The organism is Streptomyces ardesiacus, assembly GCF_003112575.1.
Taxonomy (GTDB): Bacteria; Actinomycetota; Actinomycetes; order Streptomycetales; family Streptomycetaceae; genus Streptomyces; species Streptomyces ardesiacus.
This window is the reverse complement of record NZ_BEWC01000008.1, coordinates 683961-708368: the sequence shown is the minus strand read 5'-3', so window position 1 is coordinate 708368 and position 24408 is coordinate 683961. Positions and strand designations below refer to the sequence as shown.

General features: G+C 72.8%; 20 protein-coding genes. 15 read left to right on the top strand and 5 right to left on the bottom strand.

From position 1 onward, the window contains the following. Positions 1-4 precede the first annotated feature (4 nt). Positions 5-808, top strand: coding sequence for a hypothetical protein (locus Sdi02f_RS28260; protein WP_030403293.1), 804 nt, complete (start codon positions 5-7; stop codon positions 806-808). 15 nt (positions 809-823) lie between these two features. Here Sdi02f_RS28260 and Sdi02f_RS28255 read toward each other — a convergent pair whose 3' ends face one another. The 3 genes from Sdi02f_RS28255 to Sdi02f_RS28245 form a co-directional block, all read right to left on the bottom strand. After that, the gene (locus Sdi02f_RS28255) at positions 824-1858 is read right to left on the bottom strand and encodes an SDR family oxidoreductase (protein ID WP_030403294.1); all 1035 of its coding nucleotides are present in this window, start codon (positions 1856-1858) and stop codon (positions 824-826) included. Continuing rightward, a complete protein-coding gene (locus Sdi02f_RS28250) occupies positions 1855-3657 on the bottom strand; it encodes a thiamine pyrophosphate-requiring protein (RefSeq protein ID WP_108934232.1) in 1803 nt (600 codons plus the stop codon). Before Sdi02f_RS28250 ends, Sdi02f_RS28255 begins: the two co-directional genes overlap by 4 nt. 102 nt (positions 3658-3759) lie before the next feature. Further along, the gene (locus Sdi02f_RS28245) at positions 3760-4788 is read right to left on the bottom strand and encodes a LacI family DNA-binding transcriptional regulator (protein WP_108934278.1); all 1029 of its coding nucleotides are present in this window, start codon (positions 4786-4788) and stop codon (positions 3760-3762) included. Positions 4789-5107: 319 nt separating this feature from the next. Here Sdi02f_RS28245 and Sdi02f_RS28240 point away from each other — a divergent pair, with 319 nt between their 5' ends. The 14 genes from Sdi02f_RS28240 to Sdi02f_RS28175 all read left to right on the top strand — a co-directional run bounded on the left by Sdi02f_RS28240 (position 5108) and on the right by Sdi02f_RS28175 (position 22927). Then, entirely contained in the window at positions 5108-6034 is a 927-nt protein-coding gene (locus Sdi02f_RS28240; RefSeq protein WP_108934277.1) for a carbohydrate ABC transporter permease, read from the top strand. 7 nt (positions 6035-6041) lie between these two features. Continuing rightward, on the top strand, positions 6042-6992 hold the full coding sequence (locus Sdi02f_RS28235) for a carbohydrate ABC transporter permease (protein WP_053638937.1): 951 nt from the start codon (positions 6042-6044) through the stop codon (positions 6990-6992). 90 nt (positions 6993-7082) lie between these two features. Continuing rightward, positions 7083-8438 (top strand): ABC transporter substrate-binding protein, encoded by a 1356-nt coding sequence (locus tag Sdi02f_RS28230; RefSeq protein ID WP_037799754.1) that lies wholly within the window; start codon positions 7083-7085, stop codon positions 8436-8438. Between the two features lie 28 nt (positions 8439-8466). Continuing rightward, positions 8467-10512 carry a beta-galactosidase gene (locus Sdi02f_RS28225; RefSeq protein WP_030403300.1) on the top strand — a complete coding sequence of 682 codons (2046 nt, stop codon included), beginning with the start codon at positions 8467-8469 and terminating at the stop codon, positions 10510-10512. 119 nt (positions 10513-10631) lie between these two features. Further along, positions 10632-12665, top strand: coding sequence for a glycoside hydrolase (locus Sdi02f_RS28220; protein WP_108934231.1), 2034 nt, complete (start codon positions 10632-10634; stop codon positions 12663-12665). Positions 12666-12748: 83 nt separating this feature from the next. Next, positions 12749-13390, top strand: a complete 642-nt coding sequence (locus tag Sdi02f_RS28215; RefSeq protein ID WP_053638933.1) for a sugar O-acetyltransferase — start codon at positions 12749-12751, stop codon at positions 13388-13390. A gap of 114 nt (positions 13391-13504) precedes the next feature. Further along, positions 13505-14296 carry an SAM-dependent methyltransferase gene (locus tag Sdi02f_RS28210; protein WP_108934230.1) on the top strand — a complete coding sequence of 264 codons (792 nt, stop codon included), beginning with the start codon at positions 13505-13507 and terminating at the stop codon, positions 14294-14296. A gap of 102 nt (positions 14297-14398) precedes the next feature. Then, positions 14399-14983 (top strand): MSMEG_1061 family FMN-dependent PPOX-type flavoprotein, encoded by a 585-nt coding sequence (locus tag Sdi02f_RS28205; protein WP_108934229.1) that lies wholly within the window; start codon positions 14399-14401, stop codon positions 14981-14983. 103 nt (positions 14984-15086) lie between these two features. Continuing rightward, a complete protein-coding gene (gene cdtA, locus Sdi02f_RS28200; RefSeq protein ID WP_030403305.1) occupies positions 15087-15950 on the top strand; it encodes a siderophore ABC transporter ATP-binding protein CdtA in 864 nt (287 codons plus the stop codon). Then, positions 15947-16930, top strand: coding sequence for an iron-siderophore ABC transporter substrate-binding protein (locus tag Sdi02f_RS28195; RefSeq protein ID WP_053638930.1), 984 nt, complete (start codon positions 15947-15949; stop codon positions 16928-16930). The genes cdtA and Sdi02f_RS28195 overlap by 4 nt, the downstream gene beginning before the upstream one ends. A gap of 7 nt (positions 16931-16937) precedes the next feature. Continuing rightward, positions 16938-19022: a siderophore ABC transporter permease CdtC gene (cdtC, locus tag Sdi02f_RS28190; RefSeq protein WP_031085542.1), complete on the top strand. Its 2085-nt coding sequence runs from the start codon at positions 16938-16940 to the stop codon at positions 19020-19022. A 58-nt stretch (positions 19023-19080) separates the two neighbouring features. Next, positions 19081-19674, top strand: a complete 594-nt coding sequence (locus tag Sdi02f_RS28185; RefSeq protein ID WP_031185534.1) for a 3'-5' exonuclease — start codon at positions 19081-19083, stop codon at positions 19672-19674. A 249-nt stretch (positions 19675-19923) separates the two neighbouring features. After that, the gene (locus tag Sdi02f_RS28180; RefSeq protein ID WP_031185535.1) at positions 19924-21258 is read left to right on the top strand and encodes a lipase family protein; all 1335 of its coding nucleotides are present in this window, start codon (positions 19924-19926) and stop codon (positions 21256-21258) included. Between the two features lie 181 nt (positions 21259-21439). Further along, positions 21440-22927: an MFS transporter gene (locus Sdi02f_RS28175; protein WP_051783581.1), complete on the top strand. Its 1488-nt coding sequence runs from the start codon at positions 21440-21442 to the stop codon at positions 22925-22927. On the opposite strand, the gene Sdi02f_RS28170 is transcribed toward Sdi02f_RS28175, so the two are convergent. Next, on the bottom strand, positions 22891-23829 hold the full coding sequence (locus Sdi02f_RS28170; RefSeq protein WP_030403311.1) for an EamA family transporter: 939 nt from the start codon (positions 23827-23829) through the stop codon (positions 22891-22893). The two genes, Sdi02f_RS28175 and Sdi02f_RS28170, sit on opposite strands and share 37 nt — an antisense overlap. A gap of 83 nt (positions 23830-23912) precedes the next feature. Further along, a complete protein-coding gene (locus tag Sdi02f_RS28165; protein ID WP_031085552.1) occupies positions 23913-24404 on the bottom strand; it encodes an MSMEG_6728 family protein in 492 nt (163 codons plus the stop codon). Positions 24405-24408: the final 4 nt, after the last annotated feature.

The following is a 24408-nucleotide window of genomic DNA, read 5'->3' as shown; positions in this document are numbered from 1 at the left end:
CCCCGTGAACCGGTTGTGGCGGCCGTTCCACCGTGCGTGGGACTGGTTGGCCGCGTCCTCCCTGGTCCGGCGCGGCCGGGACCTGGAGCTGATGCACCGGGCCATGGGGTTCGCCACGCTCGCCCTGGTCACGCTGGCACCGCTGCTGATCGTGGTGGCCGCGGCCGATCCGCTGGGCCGCGGGGGCTTCGCCTCCTGGCTGGCCGACGGGATGGGACTGTCCGGGCGGTCGGCCCGCGTACTGACCGACATCATCAGCCCGCCGACCAAGGTGGTCGGCACCACCAGCGTGTGGGGCGGCATCCTGCTCGGCGTGTTCGGCGTGTCCTTCGCGGCGAGCGTCCAGAACGGCTACGAACGCATCTGGGAGCTGCCGGCCGGCCCGTGGCACCGCATCTGGCGCCAGATGACCTGGGTGATCCTGCTGACCGCCTACCTCTACCAGGAGGTGCAGACGCGCGCCGCCCTGCACGGCGGCGCGCGGATCGCCCTGTCGACCGCCAGCGGCATGCTCTTCTTCTGGTGGGGCCAGCACTTCCTGCTGGGCGGCCAGGTCCGCTGGCGCGACCTGCTGCCCGGCGCCGTCGCCACGGTGGTGGGCCTGGTCGGGCTGCGCGGCTTCTCCTACCTCTTCTTCACTCCGCTGATCCTCGACAACGCGTTCAGCTACGGCGCGGTCGGCATCGTGCTGGTGGTGGAGTCCTGGCTGATCGGCGTCGGGTTCGTCGTCTTCGGCGGCGCGATGGTCGGGCACTGGTTCTGCGAACACCACTGGTGGGCGCGGAACATCGACCGCCGGCCGGACTGACGGGGACCTGGCCGGTCAGCAGCCGGCGCGCCGCCGCAGGCCGCGGACGAGGGCCGCGGCCGCCGCCCCGGTCACGGCGGTGGCCAGGGCCAGCGGCCCGCGACGGCGGGAGATCCAGAACTGGACGCTGCGCGGGTGGGCCTCGTCGTCGAAGACGCCGTGCGCCCCGTAGTCGTCCGGCGCGGTGTCGTCCGCCGGGCTCCAGAGGTTGACGGGCCGTGACGGGTCGACGGGCCGGTCGGTCTGCTGCCCGTCGTAGCCGGTGCGGGCCAGATAGCGGTCCAGGAGACCGGGGGCGAGCTTCTGGCCCAGCAGGGTGGCGACGGTGGAGCCGCCGACCCAGTACATGCGCCGCTCGGGGTGGTCGGCCGCGTACAGCACGGCCTCGGCGGCCACCTCGGGCTGGTAGACGGGGGCCACCGGGCGCGGATGGCGGGGCAGGCGGGTGAGGACCCAGCTGAACTGGGGCGTGTTGAGCCCGGGCATCTGGACCATGGTCACCCGCACCCCGCTGCGGTCGTGCAGCAGCTCGCAGCGCAGCGACTCGGTGAACCCCTGGATGGCGTGCTTGGCCCCGCAGTACACGGCCTGGAGGGGGACGCTTCGCTCGGCCAGGGCCGATCCCACCTGGACGATGGTGCCGCGATCGCGCGGCGTCATGCGCCGCAGGGCGGCCTGGGTGCCGTGCACGAAGCCGAAGTAGGTCACCTCGGTGGCCCGCCGCAGCTCCTCGGGCCGGATCTCGGGCACGGGGGCGAAGACGGTGGAGAAGGCCGCGTTCACCCATACGTCGATGGGGCCGAGCTCCTCCTCGACCCGGCCGGCCGCCGCGTCCACGGCCTCCGCGTCGGCGACGTCCACGACCAGGGGCAGCGCCCGCCCGCCGGCCTCGCGGATCTCCTCGGCCGCCCGTTCCAGGGCGTACTCGCCCCGGGCGAGCAGCGCCACCGCGGCCCCCCGGGCGCCGAAGGCCCGGGCGGCGGCGCGGCCGACGCCGCCGGTCGCGCCGGTGACGACGACGACCTGCCCCCGGCGGTGCGCACCGCTCACTTCCTGCCCCGGCCGGGGAGGTGCTCGGCGTACTCGGTGAGCTTCTGGCGTACGCCCTTGGTGGCGATCCCGGTGGCCTGCGGGTCGTGCAGGGCGGCCTTGACTGCCTTCTTGCCCTGCTCCTTCATGATGTGCGGCGGGATCGGCGCGATCTCCGCGTCCACCTTGAACTCCAGGACCACGGGCCGCCCGGCGGAGAGCGCCTCGTCCCAGGCGGCGCCGACCTTCTTGGGGTTGTCGCAGACGATGCCCTTGAGGCCCAGCAGTTCGGCGTAGGCGGCGTAGGGCACGTCGGGGATGTCCTGGGAGCCCGGGTACTTGGGATCGCCGGCCATGGCGCGCTGTTCCCAGGTGACCTGGTTGAGGTCCTGGTTGTTGAAGACGCAGAAGACGAACGGCGCGGGCCCGGACAGGCGGTCCAGGTACCGCTTGATGGTGATCATCTCGTTCATGCCGTTCATCTGGAACGCGCCGTCCCCGACGAACGCGATCACCGGCCGGTCCGGGTGGGCGAACCGCGCCGCGATGGCGTACGGAGTGCCCGGGCCCATCGTGGCCAGCGTGCCGGAGAGCGAGGCGCGCATGCCGTCGCGGAGCTTGAGGTGGCGGGCCCACCAGTTGGTGCCCGAGCCGGAGTCGGCCGTCAGGATGGCGCCGTCCGGCAGCCTGGACGAGAGTTCCGCGGCGACCGACTGGGGGTTGATCGTCTTGCCGAAGTGCTCACCGGCCCAGCGGTCGCACAGGTCGTTCCACTCCCGGACGTCCTTCTCGATCTTCTCCCGCCAGCCGCGGTCCGTCTTGCGTTCCAGCAGCGGGATCAGCTGCTTGAGCGTCTCCTTGGAGTCGCCGACGAGGTGGGCGTCCATCGGGTAGCGGATGCCGATCATGCGACCGTCGATGTCGATCTCGACGCCCTTGGCCTGCCCCTCCTCCGGCAGCCACTCCGAGTAGGGGAAGCTGCTGCCGATCATGAGCAGGGTGTCGCAGCCCTGGATCATGTTGTCGCTGGCCTTGCTGCCGAGCAGGCCGATGGGTCCGGTGACGTACGGCAGGTCGTCGGGCAGGACCTCGCGGCCGAGCAGGGCCTTGGCGACGCCGGCGCCGAGCAGTTCGGCGACCTCGATCACCTCGCTCTCCGCCTTGGCCGCGCCCTGGCCGACCAGGATCGCGACCTTCTTGCCCGCGTTGAGGACGTCCGCGGCCCTGCGCAGCTCGTCGGGGTCGGGCAGCACGCGGGGGCGGCTCCAGCCGACGCTGGAGAAGACCGAGCCGTGCGTGCGGGGCGGGGAGGGCATGGCGTCCTCCTCCTGCACGTCGTTCGGGATGATGATCGTGGCGACGCCCCGCGTGGTCAGCGCGGTCTTGAAGGCACGGTCGATGACGTGCCGGGCCTGCCCCGGGTGGACGACCATCTGGCAGAACTCGGAGACGTCCGCGAAGAGCTGGTCGAGGGCGATCTCCTGCTGGTAGTGGGTGCCCAGCGACAGCCGCTTCTGCTGGCCCACCACCGCCACCACGGGCTGGTGGTCGAGCTTCGCGTCGTACAGGCCGTTGAGCAGGTGCACCGCGCCCGGGCCCGAGGTCGCGACGCAACAGCCCACCTCGCCGGTGAACTTCGCGTGCGCGCAGGCCATGAACGCGGCCATCTCCTCGTGCCGCGCCTGGATGAACTCCGGGTTCCCCGCGGCCCGGTCGAAGGCCCCCAGCAGACCGTTGATGCCGTCGCCCGGATAGCCGTACACCCGCTGGACGCCCCACTCGGACAGACGCTGGAGGACGAAGTCGGAGACTTGGGTCATGGGGCTCTCCCGGACGTGGGGGGACAACGGTCGGCTTGTGGGGTTGCCCCGCGCGCCGCCCCTAAACCGGCCGTCCGTCCCCTTCGGCCCTCCTCGCCCGGGTTACGCCGGCGGGTCGCCCCACACGTCCGGGGCGGGGCCGGTGCGCTCCGGTGGCGGCGCCGTGCTCGCCCGGGTCACCAGCCGGGTCGGCACCAGGGTCGTGCCCCGCTCCGGACCCGCCTCGCGCATCTTGCGCAGCACCGCCTGCACGCACAGCCGCCCGACCTCGGCGAAGTCCTGGTGCACCGTGGTCAGCGGGGGCAGGAAGGAGCCGGCCTCGGGGATGTCGTCGAAGCCGATGACACTGACGTCCTCGGGCACGCGCCGCCCGCGTTCGTGCAGGGCGCGCAGCAGGCCGAGGGCCATCTGGTCGTTGGCCGCGAAGACGGCGGTGCACTCCGGGCGGGCGGCGAGTTCGAGGCCGGCCCGGTGTCCGGACTCCGCCGACCAGTCGCCCCGCACCAGCGGCGGCGGGGTGCGGCCCGCCTCCGTGAGCGTGTGCCGCCAGGCGTCGGTGCGGCGCTGGGCGGCGAAGGAGCCCTCGGGGCCCGCCAGGTGCCAGACCGTGTCGTGCCCAAGGTCCAGCAGATGGCGTACGGCGGCCCGGGTGCCGCCGGCCTGGTCGGTGTCGACGACCGTGTAGTGGTCGTCGGCGTCGGAGTCGACCACGACGACCTGGACGTGGGGCGGCAGCGTGAGGGAGGCCGCGTCCAGGAGGTGCACCTCCATGATGACGATGACGGCGTCGACGGCGAGTTCCTCCAGCCGCGAGAACGCGCCGCGCACCTCGTCCTGGGTGGGCACGGCGACCGGCAGCAGCGTCACCGCGTACCCCTCGCCCGCCGCGGACGTGGCGATGGCCTCCAGGGTGCGGACGTTGCCCGTGGTGGCCAGTGAGAAGGTGATGACGCCGATGGTGCGGAACTCTCCCCGCTTCAGGGCCCGCGCCGCGCTGTTGGGCCGGTAGCCGAGTTCCTTCATGGCCGCCAGCACCTGCCGCCGGGTCTCCTCGGTCACGCCCGCGTAGCCGTTCGAGACGCGGGAGACGGTCTGGGAGGAGACCCCCGCCAGCCGGGCGACGTCCGCCATGGACGCCGTGGGCACCCGGCCGCCGCGCCGGTTGCGCGTGCCCGCCTCCCGGGCCCGAGCGGCCCCCTCAGCCGTGTCCACCGTTCCGCCACCTCTCCGCAGCCGTCTCCCACCGGGCTCCCGAAGGACCCTTGACCGTCGTCCTCGGGGCAGTGTAGACATGCCGCCATCAAATGTTTACGTAAACATAACAGCCCTCCCGCAGACTTCGCGGCTGCGTCCGGCACGTGATGTTTACGCAAACATGAGCGGGGCCCACGAGACCCAGCCAGGCCCCACGAGGCCCCGCAAGCTCCGGGACGTGACGAGCGAGGACGACATGACGACGCTGCAACCGCCGGCCGCCGCCGAGCCGCGGCCGGCCCCACCCCCGGTGCGGCGGGACCGCCGCTCCTGGACCGGGTGGGGCTTCCTCGGCCCCTTCGTGGCCGTGTTCGCCCTGGTGTTCCTCGCTCCGATCGCGTACTCGGTCTACCTGAGCCTCTTCCGCGACCAGCTCATCGGCGGCACCACCTTCGTCGGCCTCGACAACTACGCCGAAGCGCTCGGCGACGACCGGTTCTGGGCCTCGCTCGGCCGGGTCTCGCTCTTCCTCGCCGTACAGGTGCCGATCATGCTCGGCATCGCGCTCCTGGTGGCCCTGACGCTCGACAGCGGACGCCTGTACGGCCGGGACTTCTTCCGCATCTCCATCTTCCTGCCGTACGCCGTGCCCGCCGTGGTGGCCACCCTGATGTGGGGCTTCCTGTACGGCACCCGGTTCGGCCTGGTCGGTGACCTCAACAGCGCGCTGGGCGTCTCGCTGCCCGACCCGCTCTCCCCCGGCCTGGTGCTGGCCTCCATCGGCAACATCGTCACCTGGGAGTTCGTCGGCTACAACATGCTGATCTTCTACTCGGCGCTGCGCGTCGTCCCGCACTCGCTGTACGAGGCGGCCGAGATCGACGGCGCCGGCCAGATCCGGGTGATCACCGCCATCAAACTCCCGGCCATCCGCGGGGCCCTGGTGATCGCCACGATCTTCTCGGTCATCGGCAGCTTCCAGCTCTTCAACGAGCCCAGCATCCTGCAGCCCCTGGCACGCAACGCGATCACCACGGACTACACGCCGAACTACTACACGTACGCGCTGTCCTTCAACGGACAGCAGCACAACTACTCCGCGACGGTCGCCATCGTCATGGGGCTGATCACCATGGTCATCGCCTACGTCGTGCAGCTGCGCGGCATGCGCAAGGGAGTGTGATGCGGCGATGACCAGTCCCGTCGCCACCGTCCCCGGCCGTTCCGCGGCCGAGCCGTCCGGCCCGTCGGGCCCCGTGCCCCGGCTGCGTGCCTCCCGGCGCCGGCACTCCGCCGACCGGCCGCGGCGCAGTGTGCTGCTGACCGTGCTCACCTCGCTGGTGCTGCTGTACAGCCTGGTGCCGCTCGTCTGGCTGGCCGTCAGCGCCACCAAGACCCAGGAGGGGCTGTCCCGTTCCGCGGGTCTCTGGTTCGACGGCGACTTCGCGCTGTGGGACAACATCGTCGAGACGTTCACCTACGACGACGGCGTCTTCACCCGCTGGCTGCTCAACACCCTGCTGTACGTGGGGCTCGGCGCGGGCGGTGCCACCTTCCTCGCCGTGCTGGGCGGCTACGCGCTGGCCAAGTTCGACTTCCCCGGCCGCCGGGCCGTCTTCGCCGTCGTCATCGGCGCGGTGGCCGTGCCGGGGACGGCGCTGGCGGTGCCGACCTTCCTGATGTTCAGCAAGATGGGGCTCACCAACACCCCCTGGGCGGTGATCATCCCCTCCCTGATCTCGCCGTTCGGCCTCTACCTGATGTGGGTGTTCGCCACCGAGGCCATTCCCGCCGAGCTGATGGAGGCCGCGCGCATCGACGGGGCGGGCGAGGTGCGCACCTTCTTCACGGTCGCCCTGCCGCTGCTGGCGCCCGGCATCGTCACCGTCCTGCTGTTCACCATGGTCGCGACCTGGAACAACTACTTCCTGCCGCTCGTCATGCTCAAGGACCCCGACTGGTATCCGCTCACCCTCGGGCTCAACGCCTGGAACCAGCAGGCCGCGACCGCGGGCGGCGAGGCCGTCTTCAACCTCGTCGTGACCGGGTCGCTGCTCACCATCCTGCCGCTGGTCGTCGCGTTCCTGCTGCTCCAGAAGTACTGGCAGTCCGGTCTCGCCGCCGGAAGCGTCAAGGAGTAGTCCTCCCCCGCCTGTCCGCCCCTCACCAGCAGTCTCCCGCCCACCCCCGACCAGTGCCGGTACCGGCCACGAAGAAGTGGAAGCACGCCCATGCCCACACACCTGACCAAGCACGCGCGCCGCCTGCTGCGCGGCACGGCCCTCGTCTGCGCCCTCGCCCTCGGGGCGACGGCCTGCGGCGGCTCCGACGACTCGGGGTCGAGCGGCAAGGCCGTCTCCGAGGCGGACATACAGGCGGCCCTCGACAAGGGCGGCACCCTCACGGTCTGGGCGTGGGAGCCCACGCTCAAGCAGGTGGCCGCCGACTTCGAGAAGGCACACCCGGGCGTCAAGGTCGACCTCGTCAACGCCGGCACCAACAAGGACGAGTACACGGCGCTGCAGAACGCCATCTCGGCGAAGAAGGGCGTCCCGGACGTCGCCCAGATCGAGTACTACGCGATGGGCCAGTACGCCCTCACCAAGCAGCTCACCGACCTCAAGTCCTTCGGCGCCGACAAGCTCTCCGCCCAGTTCTCCCCGGGTCCGTGGAACGGGGTGAAGGCCGGTTCGGACGGCATCTACGCGCTGCCGATGGACTCGGGCCCGATGGCGCTGTTCTACAACAAGAAGGTCTTCGACAAGTACGGCATCGAGGTGCCCACCACGTGGGCCGAGTACCTGGAGGCCGCCCGCGCCCTGCACAAGGCCGACCCCAAGGCGTACATCACCGCCGACAACGGTGACGCCGGGTTCGCCACCAGCATGCTCTGGCAGGCCGGTTCGCGTCCCTACACGGTGAACGGCACCAAGGTGAAGATCGACTTCTCCGACGAGGGCGCCAAGACGTTCACCGGCACCTGGCAGCAGCTCATCGACGAGAAGCTGCTCGCCTCCGTCCCCGCCTGGACCGACGAGTGGTACAAGGGCCTCGCCGACGGCAGCATCGCGACACTGGCGACCGGCGCCTGGATGCCCGCCAACCTGGAGTCCGGCGCGAAGGCCGCCTCCGGCGACTGGCGGGTGGCGCCGATGCCGCAGTGGACCGCCGGCGGCAAGGTCAGCGCGGAGAACGGCGGCAGCGCGCTCGCGCTCCCGGAGCTGGGCGGGAACGAGGCGCTGGCGTACGCCTTCGTCGAGTACGCGAACGCCGGGGACGGCGTGCAGACCCGCCTGAAGAACGGCGCGTTCCCGGCGACCACCGCGGATCTGCAGTCCAGCGGGTTCCAGGACACCGCGTTCCCGTACTTCGGGGGCCAGAAGGCCAACAAGATCTTCGCCGAGTCGGCCGCGAACGTCCCGGACGACTGGGCGTACCTGCCCTACCAGGTGTACGCGAACTCCGTCTTCAACGACACCGTCGGCAAGGCCTACGTCTCCGGCACCACGCTGGCCGAGGGCCTCCGGTCCTGGCAGGAGGCATCGGTCAAGTACGGCGAGGAGCAGGGCTTCACCGTCGAGAAGTAGTGCACGCCCCCACACCGGAAGGACCCTCATGATCTCCACCCTCCACTCCCGCCCGCACCGCGGGGCGGACGGTGCCCCCGCCCCCCGTCTCGGCTTCGGCGCCGACTACAACCCCGAGCAGTGGCCCCGGGAGGTGTGGCAGGAGGACGTACGGCTGATGCGCGAGGCCGGTGTCACCATCGTCTCGCTCGGCATCTTCTCCTGGGCCCGCATCCAGCCGGGCCCCGACACCTGGGACTTCGCCTGGCTCGACGAGGTGATGGACCTGCTGCACGAGCACGGCGTCGGCGTCGACCTGGCGACCGCCACGGCCTCCCCGCCGCCCTGGCTGACCACCGCGCACCCCGAGATCCTCCCGGTCACCGAACGGGGCGAGACGCTGTGGCCGGGGGCCCGCCAGCACTGGCGCCCGACCTCGCCCGTCTTCCGCGAGCACGCCCTGCGCCTGGTGCGGAGGCTGGCGACCCGCTACGCCGGCCATCCGGCCCTGGTCGCCTGGCACGTCAACAACGAGCTGGGCTGCCACAACGTCTACGACTACTCCGACGACGCGGCCCGTGCGTTCAGGGACTGGCTGCGCGCGCGGTACGGCACGACGGACGCCCTCAACGACGCCTGGGGCACGGCGTTCTGGTCGCAGCGCTACGGCGACTGGGCCGAGATCCTGCCGCCGCGGCTGGCCGCCTCGCACCCGAACCCGACCCAGCAACTGGACTTCAAGCGCTTCTCCTCGGACGCGCTCAAGGACCACCTGCGCGCGGAGCGGGACCTGCTGCGTGAGCTGACCCCCGGCGTTCCGGTCACCACCAACTTCATGGTGATGCCCGGCACCAAGGGCATGAACTACGCGGACTGGGCGGACGAGGTGGACTTCGTCGCCAACGACCACTACGTCGTGCCGCACCCGCAGGCCCGTGACGAGCTGTCCTTCTCCGCGAACCTCACCAGCGGCATCGCGGGCGGCCGGCCCTGGTTCCTGATGGAGCACTCCACCAGCGCGGTGAACTGGCAGCCCGTCAACCTGGCCAAGCGGCCGGGCGACATGGCCCGGGACTCGCTGACGCACGTGGCGCACGGCGCGGACGCGGTCTGCTTCTTCCAGTGGCGCCAGTCGGCGGCCGGTGCCGAGAAGTACCACTCGGCGATGGTCCCGCACGCGGGTGCGGACAGCGACCTGTTCCGTTCGGTCACCGCGCTCGGCGACACGCTGAGGACGCTCGCGCCGGTCGCCGGGAGCGAGCGGGAGCCCGCCGAGGTCGGCATCCTCTTCGACTGGGAGTCGTGGTGGGCCAGCGAGCAGGACTCGCACCCCACCTCGCTGCTCGACTACCACCAGGAGGCGCTCGACTGGTACTCGGCGCTGCTCTCCCTCGGGGTGCGCGCCGACGTCGTCACGACCGGTTCCGACCTCAGCCGCCACCGGGTGCTGATCGCGCCCGTGCTGCACCTGGTGCCGGCCGGGCTGGCCAAGGACCTCACGCGCTACGCCGAGCAGGGCGGGCACCTGGTCACCACGTACTTCTCCGGCATCGTGGACGAGAACGACCACGTGTGGCTCGGCGGCTACCCGGGCGCCCTGCGGGACCTGCTGGGCATCCGCGTCGAGGAGTTCGGCCCGCTGCCCGCCGGGCAGGGCGTGGAGCTGGACGACGACACCACCGGCGGCCTGTGGACCGACCGGGTCACCGTCACCGCCCCCGGGACCGAGGTCCTGGTCCGCTACCGCACCGGCGCGCACGCGGGCCGCCCCGCGGTCACCCGGCGCGGCACGGGCAGCGGTTCCGCCGCCTACGTCTCCACCCGGCTCGGCGCCGACGGGCTCGCCGCGCTGCTGCCGAGGCTCCTGGAGCCGGCCGGGGTGCGAAGTGAGCTGCCGGCCGAGGTGCGGGGGCGGGTCGAGACCACCGTGCGCCGCGGCCCCGGCGGACGGTTCCGGTTCCTGGTCAACCGCACCGACGAGACGGTGACCGTCCCCGGGCTCGCCGGGGAGGTCCTGGTGGGCACCGCCGGTGACGAGGGGGGCGTCGTCCTGGCGGCCCGAGAGGTCGCCGTCCTGCGCACGCCCGCCGGCTGATCTCCCCCGCCCCCCGACACCCCGGAGCGGCACGCGGCCGCTCCGGGGCCGTCCCCTCCTGCCCCGGCCGGGCGGAGGGGGCCACCGCAGCGACCACACCTTTCCGTTGGGAGCACACGATGGCACGCCGTACCCGCAGCAGACGCCTCCTCGGGGCCGCTGTTCTGACCTCCCTGGCCACCGGGGCCGCCCTGCTCGGCACCCCCGCCCAGGCCGCACCGGCCGCCGCCTCCGTCACGGTGCGGCCGGACCCCTCGTACCAGCAGGAGGAGTTCGAGGGCTGGGGCACCAGCCTGGTCTGGTTCGCCAACGCCACCGGCGACTACCCGCCCGAGATCCGCGAGAAGCTGGCCCGGCTGCTGTTCGACGACGACGGGCTGGGCCTGAACATCGCCCGGTACAACATCGGCGGCGGCAACGCGCCGGACGTCGCGGACTACCTGCGGGCCGGCGGCGCGGTCGAGGGCTGGTGGAACGCGCCCGCGGGCACCACGCGCGAGGACACCGACTGGTGGAGCGCCGACGACCCGGCCGACTGGAACGAGGACGCCGACGCCACCCAGCGCTGGTGGGTCCAGCGCATCAAGGACGACATCGACCACTGGGAGACGTTCAGCAACTCCCCGCCCTGGTTCATGACCGTCAGCGGATACGTCTCCGGCGGCTTCGACTCCTCCGCCGACCAGCTCAGGCCCGAGTCGGTGGACGACTTCGCCGCGTATCTCGCGGGCGCGACCCGCCGGCTGGAGAAGGCCGAGGGCATCCGGGTCGACACCGTGGACCCCTTCAACGAGCCCAACACCCCGTACTGGGGCACCCGGCTCGGCGCGGACGGCGAGCCCGTCGGCGGCCGGCAGGAAGGGGCCCACATGGGTCCCGACCTGCAACGCAAGGTGCTGCAGGCCCTCGCCCCGGCGCTGCGGAAGGCGAAGGTCAAGGCGGACGTCTCGGCGATGGACGAGACCAACCCGGGGACCTTCGCGAAGAACTGGAGCGCCTACTCCGCGGCCGACCGCGCCCTCGTCGGCCAGATGAACGTCCACACCTACGGCACCGGGCAGCGCACCACCGTGCGGGACCTCGCCAAGGCCGCGGACAAGCCCCTGTGGATGAGCGAGGTGGGCGGCGACTGGGGCGACGGCCAGGACTTCGAGGACATGCGGCCGGGTCTCGGCCTCGCCCAGCAGATCGTCGACGACCTGCGCGAACTGGAGCCGCGTGCCTGGGTGTTCTGGCAGCCCGTCGAGGACTACGACAACATGAAGCCGGGCGGCGAGTCCGCGAAGGGCGGCAACTGGGGCAGCATCCAGCTCCCGTTCGACTGCACCGCCGGGGACACGCTGGAGACCTGCCCGATCCGCACCAACACCAAGTTCGACACCGCCCGCAACTTCACCCACTTCATCAAGCCCGGCGACCGGCTGATCGCGACGGACGACACCTCCAGCGCCGCCGCCGTCACCCGCGACGGCCAGGGCGCCTCCCTGGTCCACGTCAACCGCACCACCGAGGCCCGCACCGTCACCGTCGACCTGTCCAGGTTCCGTGACGTGAGCCGCCGGGCCACCGTCACCCCGGTCGTCACCAGTGCCGACGGCACGCTGGAGCGGCGGGCCCCGATCCGGGTCAGCGACCGCACGGCGACCTTCACCGTGCCCGCCCAGTCCGTCACCTCCTTCGCGATAGAGGGCGTCTCGGGCGTCGCGAAGGACGCCGCCACGCTGCGCAAGGGCCACACCTACACGCTGACCGGCGTGCAGAGCGGAAAGGCCGTCACCGTGGCCGGGGACGGCACCGGCCTGGTGCTCGGCGGCGGAGCCGACGCGGGCGCCGGGCAGTGGCGGCTGAGCGCGGTGCGCCACGACGGCGGGGCCCGCGACCGGTACGTCTTCACCCGGCCGGGGGACGGCACGCGCCTGGCCGTGCGGGACGACGTCCCGGTGGCCGAGCCCGACAGGGGCGGACGCGACGCGGCCGCCGAGTGGCTGGCGTCGACCACCGGCGACGGCACCTGGACCCTGGTCAACGCGGCCACCGGGCGCCTGCTCGAAGTCGGCGGCCAGGCGACCCACGAGGGCGCGGCCGTCACGACCTGGCCGCCCAACTCGGGCGCCAACCAGCGCTGGACGCTGACGGACGTGTCCGCCGGCTGACGCCCCCCCGGCGGTCCCGTCCGCGCCGCCACGAAGACGCGGACGGGGCCGCCGCCCCTCCCCCACCACCACGAGGAGATCCCGTGCCCACCGACCCCCGTGAACTCGAGGTCCGCCGCAGAATGGCGGCCCAGGAGCTCTACTCGGACGGCGCCCCGGGCCTGGTGGGCCTGGCGGAGGAGCGGCTGCGCGGCAAGGAGCTGGCCGACGCCTACAACCGGACCGGCGCACGGGACGAGGAGGGCCGCCGGGCGCTCCTGGAGGAGATGCTCGCCGCGCTCGGCACCGGGGTGTGGATCGAGCCGCCGCTGCACGTGGCCTACGGCAGCCGGACCCACCTGGGCGACGACGTGTACGCCAACTTCGGCCTCACGCTCGTCGACGACGTCGAGGTCTTCGTCGGGAACCGGGTGATGTTCGCCCCGCACGTGACGGTCAGCACGACCGGCCACCCCGTCCATCCCGACCTGCGCCGGGACGGCACGCAGTTCTCCGCGCCGGTGCGCATCGAGGACGACGTGTGGATCGGGGCCGGCGCGCTGATCATGCCGGGGGTGACCGTCGGCCGGGGGTCGGTGGTCGGCGCGGGCAGCGTGGTGACCGCGCACGTGCCGCCGATGACGGTCGTCGCCGGGACTCCGGCCCGGGTGCTGCGCGAGATCACCGACGCCGACCGCGCCTGGAGCCACCGTCCGCCGCGCACCCTGCGCCGGGAGGCCGGCTGAGCCCCGGGAGCGCGGGCAACGTCCCTCGTCCGCGCGGCACATGGCACGGCGTCACGGCGCTACGATGATCGGGAACTGCGGCGGAGCGTCACCTCCCGGAGCACGGAGCCTGCCATGACGACGGACCATTCCCGGCCTCCCCACATCGACACGGGCCGGGCCCATCCCGCGCGGGTCTACGACTGGCTGCTGGGCGGCAAGGACAACTACCCGGTCGACGAGGCGGTGGGCGAGACGCTGCCGCCCCAGGCGCGGGACGCGGCGCGGCAGAACCGCGCGTTCATGAACCGGGCGGCGGCACACCTGGCCGCGCGGGGCATCGACCAGTTCCTGGACATCGGCACGGGCATCCCGACCGAGCCCAACCTGCACCAGATCGTCCAGCGGACGGTGCCGACGGCCCGGGTCGTCTACGCCGACAACGACCCGATCGTGCTGCGGCACGCGGAGGCCCTGCTGGTCAGCAGTCCCGAGGGGGCCACGGACTACATCCAGGCCGACGTGCGCGAACCGGACGAGATCGTGCGGCACGCCCACGGGATACTGGACTTCGACCGGCCGATCGCGCTGTCGCTGATCGCCCTGATGCACTTCGTCCCGGACGACCAGGACGCCCACGGCATCGTCCGGGGGCTGGTGGAGAGCCTGCCGTCCGGCAGCCACCTGGTCCTGTCGCACGCCGCGATCGACCTCTTCCCCGAGCTGGCGGAGCAGGTGATCGACCAGTACGCCAAGGGCGGCATCAGGCTCGGCTTCCGCACCCGGGCGGAGGTGGCCCGCTTCTTCGACGGCCTGGAGCTGGTGCCGCCGGGCCTGGTGACGGCCACCGAGTGGTCCGGCGAGGGCCAGGAACCGCCCGCGCCGGAGGAGAGCGGCATCTACGCGGGGGTGGCGCGCATTCCCTGAGGTGCGAAGGTAAGGCGAACCTAACATCGGATAATGTTTCGTGTGCAACAACACCGGAAGCCCTTCTTCCGGCAGTTCCGCGAGCACACTGGGGAGCCGGCCTTGCCGCACACGACCGACACGGCCGGCGACCGGCCGGGCGCCGACACCGCCGCCGACACCGCCGCCGGCGAAAAGGGCTGGGTCGAACTCGGCTCCCGCGCGCACCTGCGCGAGCTGCTGGGCGAGCCCTGGCCCGTCGTCATCGACAAGGTGCACGACCGCCTCACGGACGACGACCGGGACATCCTGGCGCGCTCCCCCTTCTGCCTGCTGGCGACCTCCGACGCGGGCGGCAACTGCGACGTGTCGCCCCGCGGCGACGCGCCCGGCTTCACCCACGTCCTCGACTCCCGCACCCTCGCCCTGCCGGACCGGCCGGGCAACCGGCGCGGGGACAGCTTCCACAACATCCTCGACAATCCGCACGCCGGACTGCTCTACCTGATCCCGGGCGGCAAGGAGGTGCTCCGGGTCAACGGCCGGGCGCGCATCCTCACCGACGCCCCCTTCTTCGACGCGATGACGCGGGACGGAAGGCGCCCGGAGCTGGCCCTGCTCCTGGAGATCGACGAGATCTACCTCCACTGCCCGATGTCCCTGAACCGGGCGGGTCTGTGGAAATCCCGTCCACAGAGGGCGAGTTGATCCCTTCGCCCCGACGAGGACGAGCGCACGGAGGGGGCTGCGGCGGGGCCCGTGTGAGCCCCGCCTCTACCAGTGCTTTTTAGGTTAGGCTAACCTTCGTTGCGTGAGATCAGCAGAAGACGCAGCCGGTACCCCGCGCCTGCGCGGTCATGAGCTGTCGGCGACGGGCGTGACCGTCGCGTACGACGGCGTGGATGTCGTGCACGACGCGGGAGTCAGGCTCAGGCCCGGCGAAGTGACCGTCCTGGTCGGCCCCAACGGCAGCGGCAAGTCCACACTGCTGCGGACCGTCGCACGGCTGCAGCGGGCGCGCAGCGCCACGATCGACATCGACGGCACGACCGACGCGCTGGCGCTGACGTCCCGTGAGTTCTCGCGGTACGTCGCCCTGCTGACCCAGGCGCGGCCGACGCCCGGCGGGCTGACCGTGCGGGACGTCGTCGAGTTCGGCCGCTATCCGTACCGGGGCCGCTGGGGGCGGCCCGATCCGGACGGTCCGGCCGCCGTGGACCGGGCGCTCGCGCTCACCGGCGTCGACGGCCTCGCCGACCGGGGCGCCGACCACCTCTCCGGCGGACAGCTGCAGCGCGTGTGGCTCGCGAGCTGCCTCGCCCAGGAGACCGGCGTACTGCTCCTGGACGAACCCACGACCTACCTCGACCTGCGCTACCAGGTCGAACTGCTCGACCTGATCCGCGACCTGGCGGACGTTCACGGCATCGCCGTCGGAGTCGTCCTGCACGACCTCGACCAGGCGGCGGCCGTCGCCGACCGGATCACGCTGCTCGAAGCGGGCCGGATCGTCGCCGACGGCACGCCCGAGGACGTACTGACGCCCGAGCGCCTGACCGCCGTCTACGGCATCCGCATCGACGTCGACACCGACCCCCTCACCGGCCGGCTGCGCACCCGCCCGGTCGGCCGCCACCACATACGCACCCCCGAAAGGCTCGGCACCACCTCATGAGACGCCTCCTGCTCACCGCGGCCGCCACCACCGCCGCGGCGCTCACCCTCGCCGCCTGCGGCACCACCGAACCCGCCGCCGACAAGACGGAGAAGAAGGCCTCCGGGGCGATCACGCTCAAGGACGGCAAGGGCACCGAGGTGAAGCTCGACGGACCGGCCACCAAGGTCGTCGCCACCGAGTGGAACGTCGTCGAGAGCCTCGTCTCGCTCGGCGTCGACCCGGTCGGCGTGGCGGACGTCAAGGGCTACCGGACCTGGGACAGCGCCGTTCCGCTGAAGAACGAACCGAAGGACATCGGCACCCGCGGCGAGCCGAGCATGGACACCGTCGCCTCCCTCGCCCCCGACCTCATCGTCGCCACCACCGACCTCGCCCCCTCCGCCGTGAAGCAGCTCCGAGAGGTCGCGCCGGTGATCGAGGTGACCTCCGCCGACGGCGCGGGGCAGATCGACCGGATGCTCGACAACGTCGACCTCATCGCCCGGGCCACCGGTACCACGGACCGGGCGGCGTCGCTGCGCGAGGACTTCGAGGCGAAGGTCGCCGAGGGCAAGAAGTCCCTGGCGGACGCCGGGATGGGCGGCAAGAACATCGCCTTCGCCGACGGCTACGTCGCCTCCAACCAGGTCTCGATCCGTCCCTACACCGCGACCTCCCTCATCGGCGAGGTCAACGAGGCCATCGGCCTGAAGAACGCCTGGGCGGTGAAGGGCGACGCGGCCTACGGTCTCGGCAGCACCGACGTCGAGGGCCTGACCAAGCTGCCCAAGGACACCCGGTTCGCCTACATCGGCAACGACGAGGACCCGAGCGCCACCCCGTTCACCGGTGAGCTGGCGAAGAACTCGGTCTGGAAGTCGCTGCCGTTCGTGAAGGCCGGGGACGTGCACCGGCTCGACGACGGCATCTGGATGTTCGGCGGTCCCGGGTCGATGGAGGCGTACATCGACTCCGTCGTCGGCGCCCTGACGAAGTAGCGGGGCCATGGCCGTCACCGCAACCGAAGCCGCGACCGAGCCCGCCGGGGCCCGTCCGCCGGCGGTTCCCCCCTCCCGGTCGGGCGCGGCCGCGGTGACGGCCGGGATCGTCCTGCTGGTCGCCGTCCTCGCGGTCGTCGACATCACCCAGGGCACCGCCGCCGTCGGACCGTCCGAGGTGTTCAGGGCCCTGACCGGGCGGGCCTCCGCGGACGACGCGTCCGTCGTGGTCGCCTCCCGGCTGCCGCGCATGACCGCGGGGCTGCTGGTCGGCGCCGTCCTGGGCATGGCCGGCGCCGTGCTCCAGGCGGTCAGCCGCAACGTGCTCGCCTCCCCCGACACCCTCGCGGTGAACGCGGGTTCCTACCTGGCGCTGGGACTGGCCGGCGCCACCGGCGTGTCGCTGCCGATGCTCGCCTCCTCCGGCGTCGCCTTCGTGGGCGGCCTCGCGGCGGCGGCCGTCGTGCTCGGCCTGTCCGGCCTGGGCACAGGCACCGTCCGCCTCGTTCTGGCGGGCACCGCGCTGATGCTGGGCCTGAACTCCATGACGGAGGGGCTGCTGCTGCTCTTCCCGGAGCAGACGGAGGGCCTCTACCAGTGGAACCAGGGCAGCATCTCCCAGAACGGCTTCGACGGCGTCCTGCAGATGCTGCCGATCGCCCTGGCCGGGCTGGCCGGCCTGCTGCTGACGGCCCGCCGGGTGGACGCGCTGGCCCTGGGCGACGACGCGGCCCGCGGTCTCGGCGTCCCGGTCCGGGCCACCCGGGTCACGGTCGTCGTGCTCGCGGCCCTGCTGTCCGCGACAGCGGTCACCCTCGCCGGCCCGATCGGCTTCGTCGGCCTGTGCGCCCCCGCCCTGGTGCGCCCGCTCGCACGCCGTTTCCACGGCTTCAGCCGCTCCCGTACGGCCATGCCGGCGGCGGCGCTCACCGGCGCGGCCCTCGTGCTCGGCTCGGACGTGCTGCTGCGGGCCCTGGTCGCCGGGGACCGCTCGGTGTCCGTGCCCACGGGCGTGGTGACCAGCCTGGTCGGCGCCGTGTTCCTGGTCACCATGGCCCTGCGGGTGCGGGACACCGCCGGGGCGGGGGCGCCGGACCGGCTGCGCACCCCGGGCCGGGGGGTGTTCCTGGCCACGGTCGCCGTCCTGGTCGTGGTCCTGGTGGGGCTCGTGATCGCCGCCGTGCTGGTGGGTGACACCAAACTGCTGCTCGGTGACGTCGTCAACTGGGCCCAGGGCCGGGCCGGGCGCGCCGTCTCCTTCGTGCTGGACACGCGGGTGCCGCGGGTGCTGGCCGCGCTGTGCGCGGGTGCGGCACTGGCCCTTGCGGGCACGCTGGTGCAGGCGGTCACCCGCAACCCGCTCGCCGAGCCGAACGTCCTCGGGGTGACCGGCGGCGGCGCGCTGGGCGCGGTGCTCCTGGTGACCACCGTGCCGGCCGCCGGGACCTGGCGCGTGGCGGGGGCAGCCTTCGCGGGGTCCGCCGTCACCGCCGCCCTCGTCTTCGGGCTCGCCGCCCGGGGCGGTTTCCGGCAGAACCGGCTGGTCCTCGTCGGCATCGGCGTGGCCTCCGGGACGGCGGCGCTGATCAGTCTGCTGATCGTGCTCACCGACCCGTTCAACGCCACCAAGGCGCTGACCTGGCTGTCGGGTTCGACCTACGGGCGGACCATGCCGGACGTCGTGCCCGTCGCGCTGGCGCTGGTCGTCGGCATCGGTGTGGCCGTCGCCCGGCGCACCGAGCTGGACCTGGTCTCGCTGGACGAGGACACCCCGCGGCTGCTCGGTCTGCGGCTGGCTCCGGGGCGGCTCGGGTTCCTGGTGCTGAGCGTGGTCCTCAGCTCGACCGCGGTGGCCTGCGCGGGCACGATCGGCTTCGTCGGTCTGGTCGCCCCGCACGCGGCACGCGCCCTGGTGGGCCGGCGGCACGTGCGCGTGGTGCCGGTGGCGGTCCTGCTCGGCGCCGTCCTCGTCTGCGCCGCCGACCTCCTCGGCCGCACGGTGATCGCCCCGGCCCAGCTGGGCGCGGGGCTGATGACGGCGGTGATCGGCACGCCCTACTTCCTGTACCTGCTGGTCCGGAGCCGTCGCTAGCCGACTTCGCGGGGGAAACCCGGGTGCTCGCGGATCCGTGGCCCCGTACGGTGCCGCCATGGACCTGCGCGACGCGGACGGGGGCCACGCGGGCCTGCTGAACGTCATCGATCTGGAGGCCACCTGCTGGGACGGTCAGCCGCCGCCCGGCGCGGTGAGCGAGATCATCGAGATCGGGCTCGCCGTGGTGGACCTCGACGCCCGGGAGCGGGTGGCCCGGCACCGGATCCTGGTGCGGCCCGCCCGCTCCCGAGTCAGCGCGTTCTGCACCGGGCTGACCGGCATCACCCCGGCCGAGGCCGACCGGGGCGTGAGCCTCGCCCGGGCCTGCGACACGCTGGTGCGCGACCACGGCGCGGGCGTGCGGCCGTGGGCGAGCTGGGGCGACTACGACCGCAGGCAGTTCGTCCGCCAGTGCGCGGCGGACGGGGTCGCCCATCCCTTCGGCCGGCCGGCCGAGCGCGTGCACACCAACGCCAAGGCGGTCTTCACCGAGGCCCACGGGCTGCGCAGGCGTCCCGGCATGGCGCGTGCGCTGGAGATCGCCGGACTGCCCCTGGAGGGGCGGCACCACCGAGGGGTGGACGACGCCTGGAACATCGCCGCGCTGGTGCTCTGGCTGGCGGACCGGGGGGCGTGGCCGCGCTCCTGAGGGGCCGTCGCCCGGCGGACGGCGCTTGCCGGGCAGCACATGCCGGGCAGCGCAGCGTGTGCCGGGCAGCGTGGGATCCGACCGTGCTTGTTAGACAGCGCGTCAAGTTACTGAACCGTAATGAGCACGGTGCTACCCCTGGTAACCCCGGCCGGTTACGGTCCAGTAACCCCACAGGAGCAGCTCGACCACGGTCCTGGCCCACGGGACCGCGGACGACGGATCCGGCCCTTCCCCAGGAGGTTCGCCATGCCCCCACGTCCCCGCATGTTCGCCGTGGCGATCGCCGCCGCGCTCGCCCTCGGTGCCCAGGCCGTCCCGGCCGTCGCGGCCGACGGCGCGGCCGGCGGTGCTACCACGACGTCCCGCGGCGTCGAGATACCGGCCTTCTACACCCCGCCGTCCGAACTCCCGGGCACCGACGGCACGCTGATCCGCAGCGAACCGCTGCCCCTGGCGCTGAGCCTGCCCGGCATCGACGGTCCGCTCCCCGGCCGGGCGACCCGGCTGATGTACAAGTCCACCGACGCGAACGGCGAGGCGGTGGCGGTCACCGGCGCCTACATCGAACCGGCCGCGAAGTGGCGCGGCGACGGACCGCGCCCCCTGGTCGCCGTGGCGCCCGGCACCATGGGACAGGGCGACCAGTGCGCCGCCTCCATGGCCCTGGAGCACCCGCTGCGACTCAACGGCCAGACGGTCTCCGTCGGTTACGAGGACCTGTCGGTCTACCGGCTGCTGCTGCGCGGCGTGGCCGTCGTGGTCACCGACTACGTCGGCCTCGGCACCACCGACCGGCTGCACACCTATGTCAACCGCGTCGACGGGGCCCACGCCGTGCTGGACGCCGTACGCGCCGCGCGCTCCCTCGACCAGGCGTCCGTCACCTCCGCCTCCCGGGTGGGGCTGTTCGGCTACAGCCAGGGCGGCGGCGCCACGGCGGCCGCGGCCGAACTGCAGCCCTCCTACGCCCCCGACGTCGAACTGGCCGGCACCTACGCGGGGGCACCGCCCGCCGACCTGACGGAGGTGACGAAGGCGATCGACGGCAGCGACCTGGCGGGCGCGCTGGGCTGGTCGCTCAACGGCTTCCTGCAGACCGAGCCCGCCCTGCGGCCCATCGCCGAGCGGTACGTCAACGAGGCGGGCGAGAAGGCGCTGAAGGACCTGTCGACCATGTGCGTGGGCGACGCGCTCTTCGGTTACGGCGGCAAGAGCAGCAAGGAGTGGACGAGGACGGGGCAGTCGCTGAGCGACATCATCCGGGCCGAGCCCGCGCTCCAGGACTTCCTGGCCAAGCAGCGCATCGGCGCGCTCAGGCCCGCGGGGCCGGTCCGCGTGGCCACCGGCACCGGCGACGACCTGGTCCCCCACGGCCAGGCCCGCCGGCTGGCGGTCGACTGGTGCGACAAGGGCGGGAAGGTCACCTACGTCCCCGTGGTCCTGCCGGGCGTGGGCAGCGGCCTGCTCAACCACTTCGCCCCGTTGCTCGCCGACCAGGGCAACGCCATCTCCTGGCTCACCGACCGGCTCTCCGGCAAAGCGGCCGGCTCCAACTGCTGGAGCATGCCGGTCCAGCCCTGAGCCGTACCGTCGCGCCGCTGCCCGGGCCGTCCGCGCCGCCCCGGGCAGCGGCTCCGGCATGCGCCGGTCGCGGGTTGCGGCACAGAATTCACTCAGGCGAACTGTGACGGAGCGACAGGAAGGCAGCGGCGTGGCCGACGCGAAGCCCGACGGCGGGTCCGGTCCCCGGAGCGGGGCGAAGATGCCGAGTACGGTCGCGCGCCTGCCGCGGCAGGTCCGCGAGGAGCTGGCCCGCCGGCTCCGCCGTACCAAGCGGGCCTTTCGCGAGGAGGACGTCCAGGTCGTCGAGGGACCGCTGCTCAAGCGCGCGGTCGGGGCCTCCGCGCTCGGCAACTGCATGGAGTGGTTCGACTTCGGCGTCTACAGCTATCTGGCGGCCACCCTCGGCAAGGTGTTCTTCCCGGGCGCCTCCCCGGCGGCCCAGGTGATCTCCTCCTTCGCCACCTTCGCCGCGGCGTTCGTCGTACGCCCGCTCGGCGGCCTGTTCTTCGGCCCGCTCGGGGACCGCGTCGGACGGCAGAAGGTGCTCGCCACGACCATGATCATGATGGCGCTGGGCACCTTCGCCATCGGCCTCATCCCCAGCTACGCGACCATCGGCATCGCCGCCCCGGTCCTGCTGCTGCTCGCCCGGATGGTCCAGGGCTTCTCCACCGGCGGCGAGTACGGGGGCGCGACCACCTTCGTCGCCGAGTACTCACCCGACCGGCGGCGCGGCTTCCTCTCCAGTTGGCTCGACTTCGGCACCTTCGTCGGCTACGCCCTGGGCTCGGCGCTGGTCACCGTGCTGAACCTGTCCCTGTCCGACGAGCAGATGCTCGCCTGGGGCTGGCGGCTGCCGTTCCTGATCGCCGGTCCGCTCGGCGTCATCGGCCTGTACATGCGGCTCAAGCTGGAGGAGTCCCCCGCCTTCCAGCAGCAGCTCGACGAGCACGAGAAGGGCCTGGCCCAGGAGTCGGCGGGCAGCGAGTTCAAGACGATCGTGCGCGAGCACTGGCGCCCGCTGCTGATCTGCATGGGCCTGGTGCTGCTCTACAACGTCACCAACTACATGGTGACGGGCTATCTGCCGACGTACCAGACGGAGACCCTGAACCGTTCCAGCGGGTTCGCGGACGTGCTGGTGCTGATGGGGATGGTGTGGATCGTGCTGCTGATCACCTTCCTCGGCCGGCTCAGCGACCACGTCGGCCGCCGCCCGCTGTACGCGGGCGGCGCGGCGGCGATGATCGTCCTCGCCGTTCCGGCGTTCCTGCTGCTGAAGGCGGACGGCATCTGGGCGCCGGTGCTCGGGGTACTGCTGCTGTCCACCCTGCTGGCCTGCTTCGCCGCGCCCAGCGCCGCCACACTGCCGGCGCTGTTCCCCACCGCCGTGCGCTACGCCGCGATGGCCATCGGCTTCAACTTCGCCGTCGCCGCCTTCGGGGGCACCACGCCGCTGGTCACCGAGGCGCTGGTGAGCATCACCGGCGACGACCTGATGCCGGCGTACTACCTGATGGTGGCCGGCGCCATCGGGCTGGTGGCCGTGAAGTTCCTGCCGGAGAGCGCCCAGGTGCCGCTGCACGGCTCGCAGCCCATGGTCGGCTCCCCGCAGGAGCAGCGTGAGCTCATCACGACCTCGAAGGACCTCTACAGCTTCTCCAAGGACCGCTCGAAGGCGCCCTGACGCACCACCGCCGGCCGTCGTCCGCGCGCGAAGCGGGGCGACGCGCCCGACCCCACGGCCACTCCGGCGAAGACCAGGGCGCTGCCCACCGCCTGGGCGAGGCCGTAGGAGCCCGTGCCGACCAGCGGTGCGGTACCGGCGGCGGCGACCGGGATCAGCCCGGAGAACAGGGTGGCGCGCTCGGCGCCGATCCGCTGCATGCCCATGTACCAGCACACGAACCCGACGACGGTGACCACCACCGCCTGCCACAGCAGCGCGCCCGTCTCCACCGCGTCCGGACGGCGCAGCCACCCGCTCCCGTCGGCCAGGACGCCCGCCAGGGCCGACTCGGCCGCCGCGACGCCGCACACCACGGTGGACAGCAGCCGCGGGCCCAGGGGCCGCAGTACGGGCACGGCGAGCACGGCGAAGCCGACCTCCCCGGCCAGCGCGCACACCGAGAAGGCGAGGCCCGCGCCGTCGGTGCGTCCCCAGCCCTGGACGGTGAAGGCTCCCAGGGCCACGAACAGGGACCCGTACAGGACGACCCGCTGCGGCCGGCGCCCCTCCAGGAGGGGCACGACGACGGCGACGACCACGGGCGCGCAGCCGACGAGGACGCCGGGTACCGCGGGTTCCGCCGTGCGTTCCGCGGCGAGGACGGCCAGGTTGAAGCCGACCATGCCCACGGCCGCGAGCAGCGCGAGGCGCACCCAGCGGCCGGCGCCGAGCGCGCGCAGCCGGGCTGCCGCGCCGGGGCCGGCCAGCGGGAGGAGCAGCAGGAAGGCCAGGCCGTAGCGCAGGAACTGGCCGCCCGCGTACGGGTAGTCGCCGAGCAGGCTGTTGGCGGTGAAGGATCCTCCGACGAGGACACAGGCGAGCGCGGCGAGCAGGGCCCCGCGCGTGGTGGTGGCGTTCATGCGCACGACGCTAGGGAGGGCGGCGGCCCGCCACGGGGTCCACTTCGCGGGCACCGTCGGGGACCAATCGCGGCGCGGAGCCCCTAGGGGGCGCCGTCGTCCGCTTCCCCGCGCTCCCGGTCCGAGGCCGGCCAGACGTACGGCAGGTCGTCGGGGACCCCGGGGAACTGTTCGGCGTACACCTCCGGCTCCTTGCGCACCAGCGCCGAGCGGTGGCTGCGGTGGAAGGCCTCGTCGCCGAGCCAGGGCGGCAGTTCTCCCGCGGCGGCCAGCTCCGCCTGCTCCCGCACCGGCTCGCCCGGGCGGCGCTCGGCGAGCCCCGCGACGAGTGAGGCCGCGCAACTGTCCTGGTGGCCCCGCTCCCGCCAGACCCGGCAGACGTCGAGACCGTAGCGGACGAGCGCTTCCTCGTAGCCGGTCCACATCCGCACCGCCGGGTGCCGGCGCCAGCCGTAGCCGGGGACCGTGAGGCCGCGCAGCACCTGGAGGGCCTCCACCCGCTGTTTGCCGAGGCGCCGCCGGTCCAGGGCCAGTGCCGAGTCCCGGAAACCGGGGTGCGGAAGGAAGGTCTGCATGGCG

What these genes read in the sequence shown, in the direction of transcription:
- Sdi02f_RS28235 (WP_053638937.1), top strand. Translation starts at nt 6,042, where the DNA reads ATGACCAGTCCCGTCGCCACCGTCCCCGGCCGTTCCGCGGCCGAGCCG.
- Sdi02f_RS28180 (WP_031185535.1), top strand. Translation starts at nt 19,924, where the DNA reads ATGCCCCCACGTCCCCGCATGTTCGCCGTGGCGATCGCCGCCGCGCTC.
- Sdi02f_RS28210 (WP_108934230.1), top strand. Translation starts at nt 13,505, where the DNA reads ATGACGACGGACCATTCCCGGCCTCCCCACATCGACACGGGCCGGGCC.
- Sdi02f_RS28245 (WP_108934278.1), bottom strand. Translation starts at nt 4,788, where the DNA reads ATGGCGGACGTCGCCCGGCTGGCGGGGGTCTCCTCCCAGACCGTCTCC.
- Sdi02f_RS28170 (WP_030403311.1), bottom strand. Translation starts at nt 23,829, where the DNA reads ATGAACGCCACCACCACGCGCGGGGCCCTGCTCGCCGCGCTCGCCTGT.
- Sdi02f_RS28165 (WP_031085552.1), bottom strand. Translation starts at nt 24,404, where the DNA reads ATGCAGACCTTCCTTCCGCACCCCGGTTTCCGGGACTCGGCACTGGCC.
- Sdi02f_RS28240 (WP_108934277.1), top strand. Translation starts at nt 5,108, where the DNA reads ATGACGACGCTGCAACCGCCGGCCGCCGCCGAGCCGCGGCCGGCCCCA.
- Sdi02f_RS28195 (WP_053638930.1), top strand. Translation starts at nt 15,947, where the DNA reads ATGAGACGCCTCCTGCTCACCGCGGCCGCCACCACCGCCGCGGCGCTC.
- Sdi02f_RS28250 (WP_108934232.1), bottom strand. Translation starts at nt 3,657, where the DNA reads ATGACCCAAGTCTCCGACTTCGTCCTCCAGCGTCTGTCCGAGTGGGGC.
- Sdi02f_RS28185 (WP_031185534.1), top strand. Translation starts at nt 19,081, where the DNA reads ATGGACCTGCGCGACGCGGACGGGGGCCACGCGGGCCTGCTGAACGTC.
- Sdi02f_RS28225 (WP_030403300.1), top strand. Translation starts at nt 8,467, where the DNA reads ATGATCTCCACCCTCCACTCCCGCCCGCACCGCGGGGCGGACGGTGCC.
- Sdi02f_RS28230 (WP_037799754.1), top strand. Translation starts at nt 7,083, where the DNA reads ATGCCCACACACCTGACCAAGCACGCGCGCCGCCTGCTGCGCGGCACG.
- Sdi02f_RS28220 (WP_108934231.1), top strand. Translation starts at nt 10,632, where the DNA reads ATGGCACGCCGTACCCGCAGCAGACGCCTCCTCGGGGCCGCTGTTCTG.
- Sdi02f_RS28175 (WP_051783581.1), top strand. Translation starts at nt 21,440, where the DNA reads ATGCCGAGTACGGTCGCGCGCCTGCCGCGGCAGGTCCGCGAGGAGCTG.
- cdtC (WP_031085542.1), top strand. Translation starts at nt 16,938, where the DNA reads ATGGCCGTCACCGCAACCGAAGCCGCGACCGAGCCCGCCGGGGCCCGT.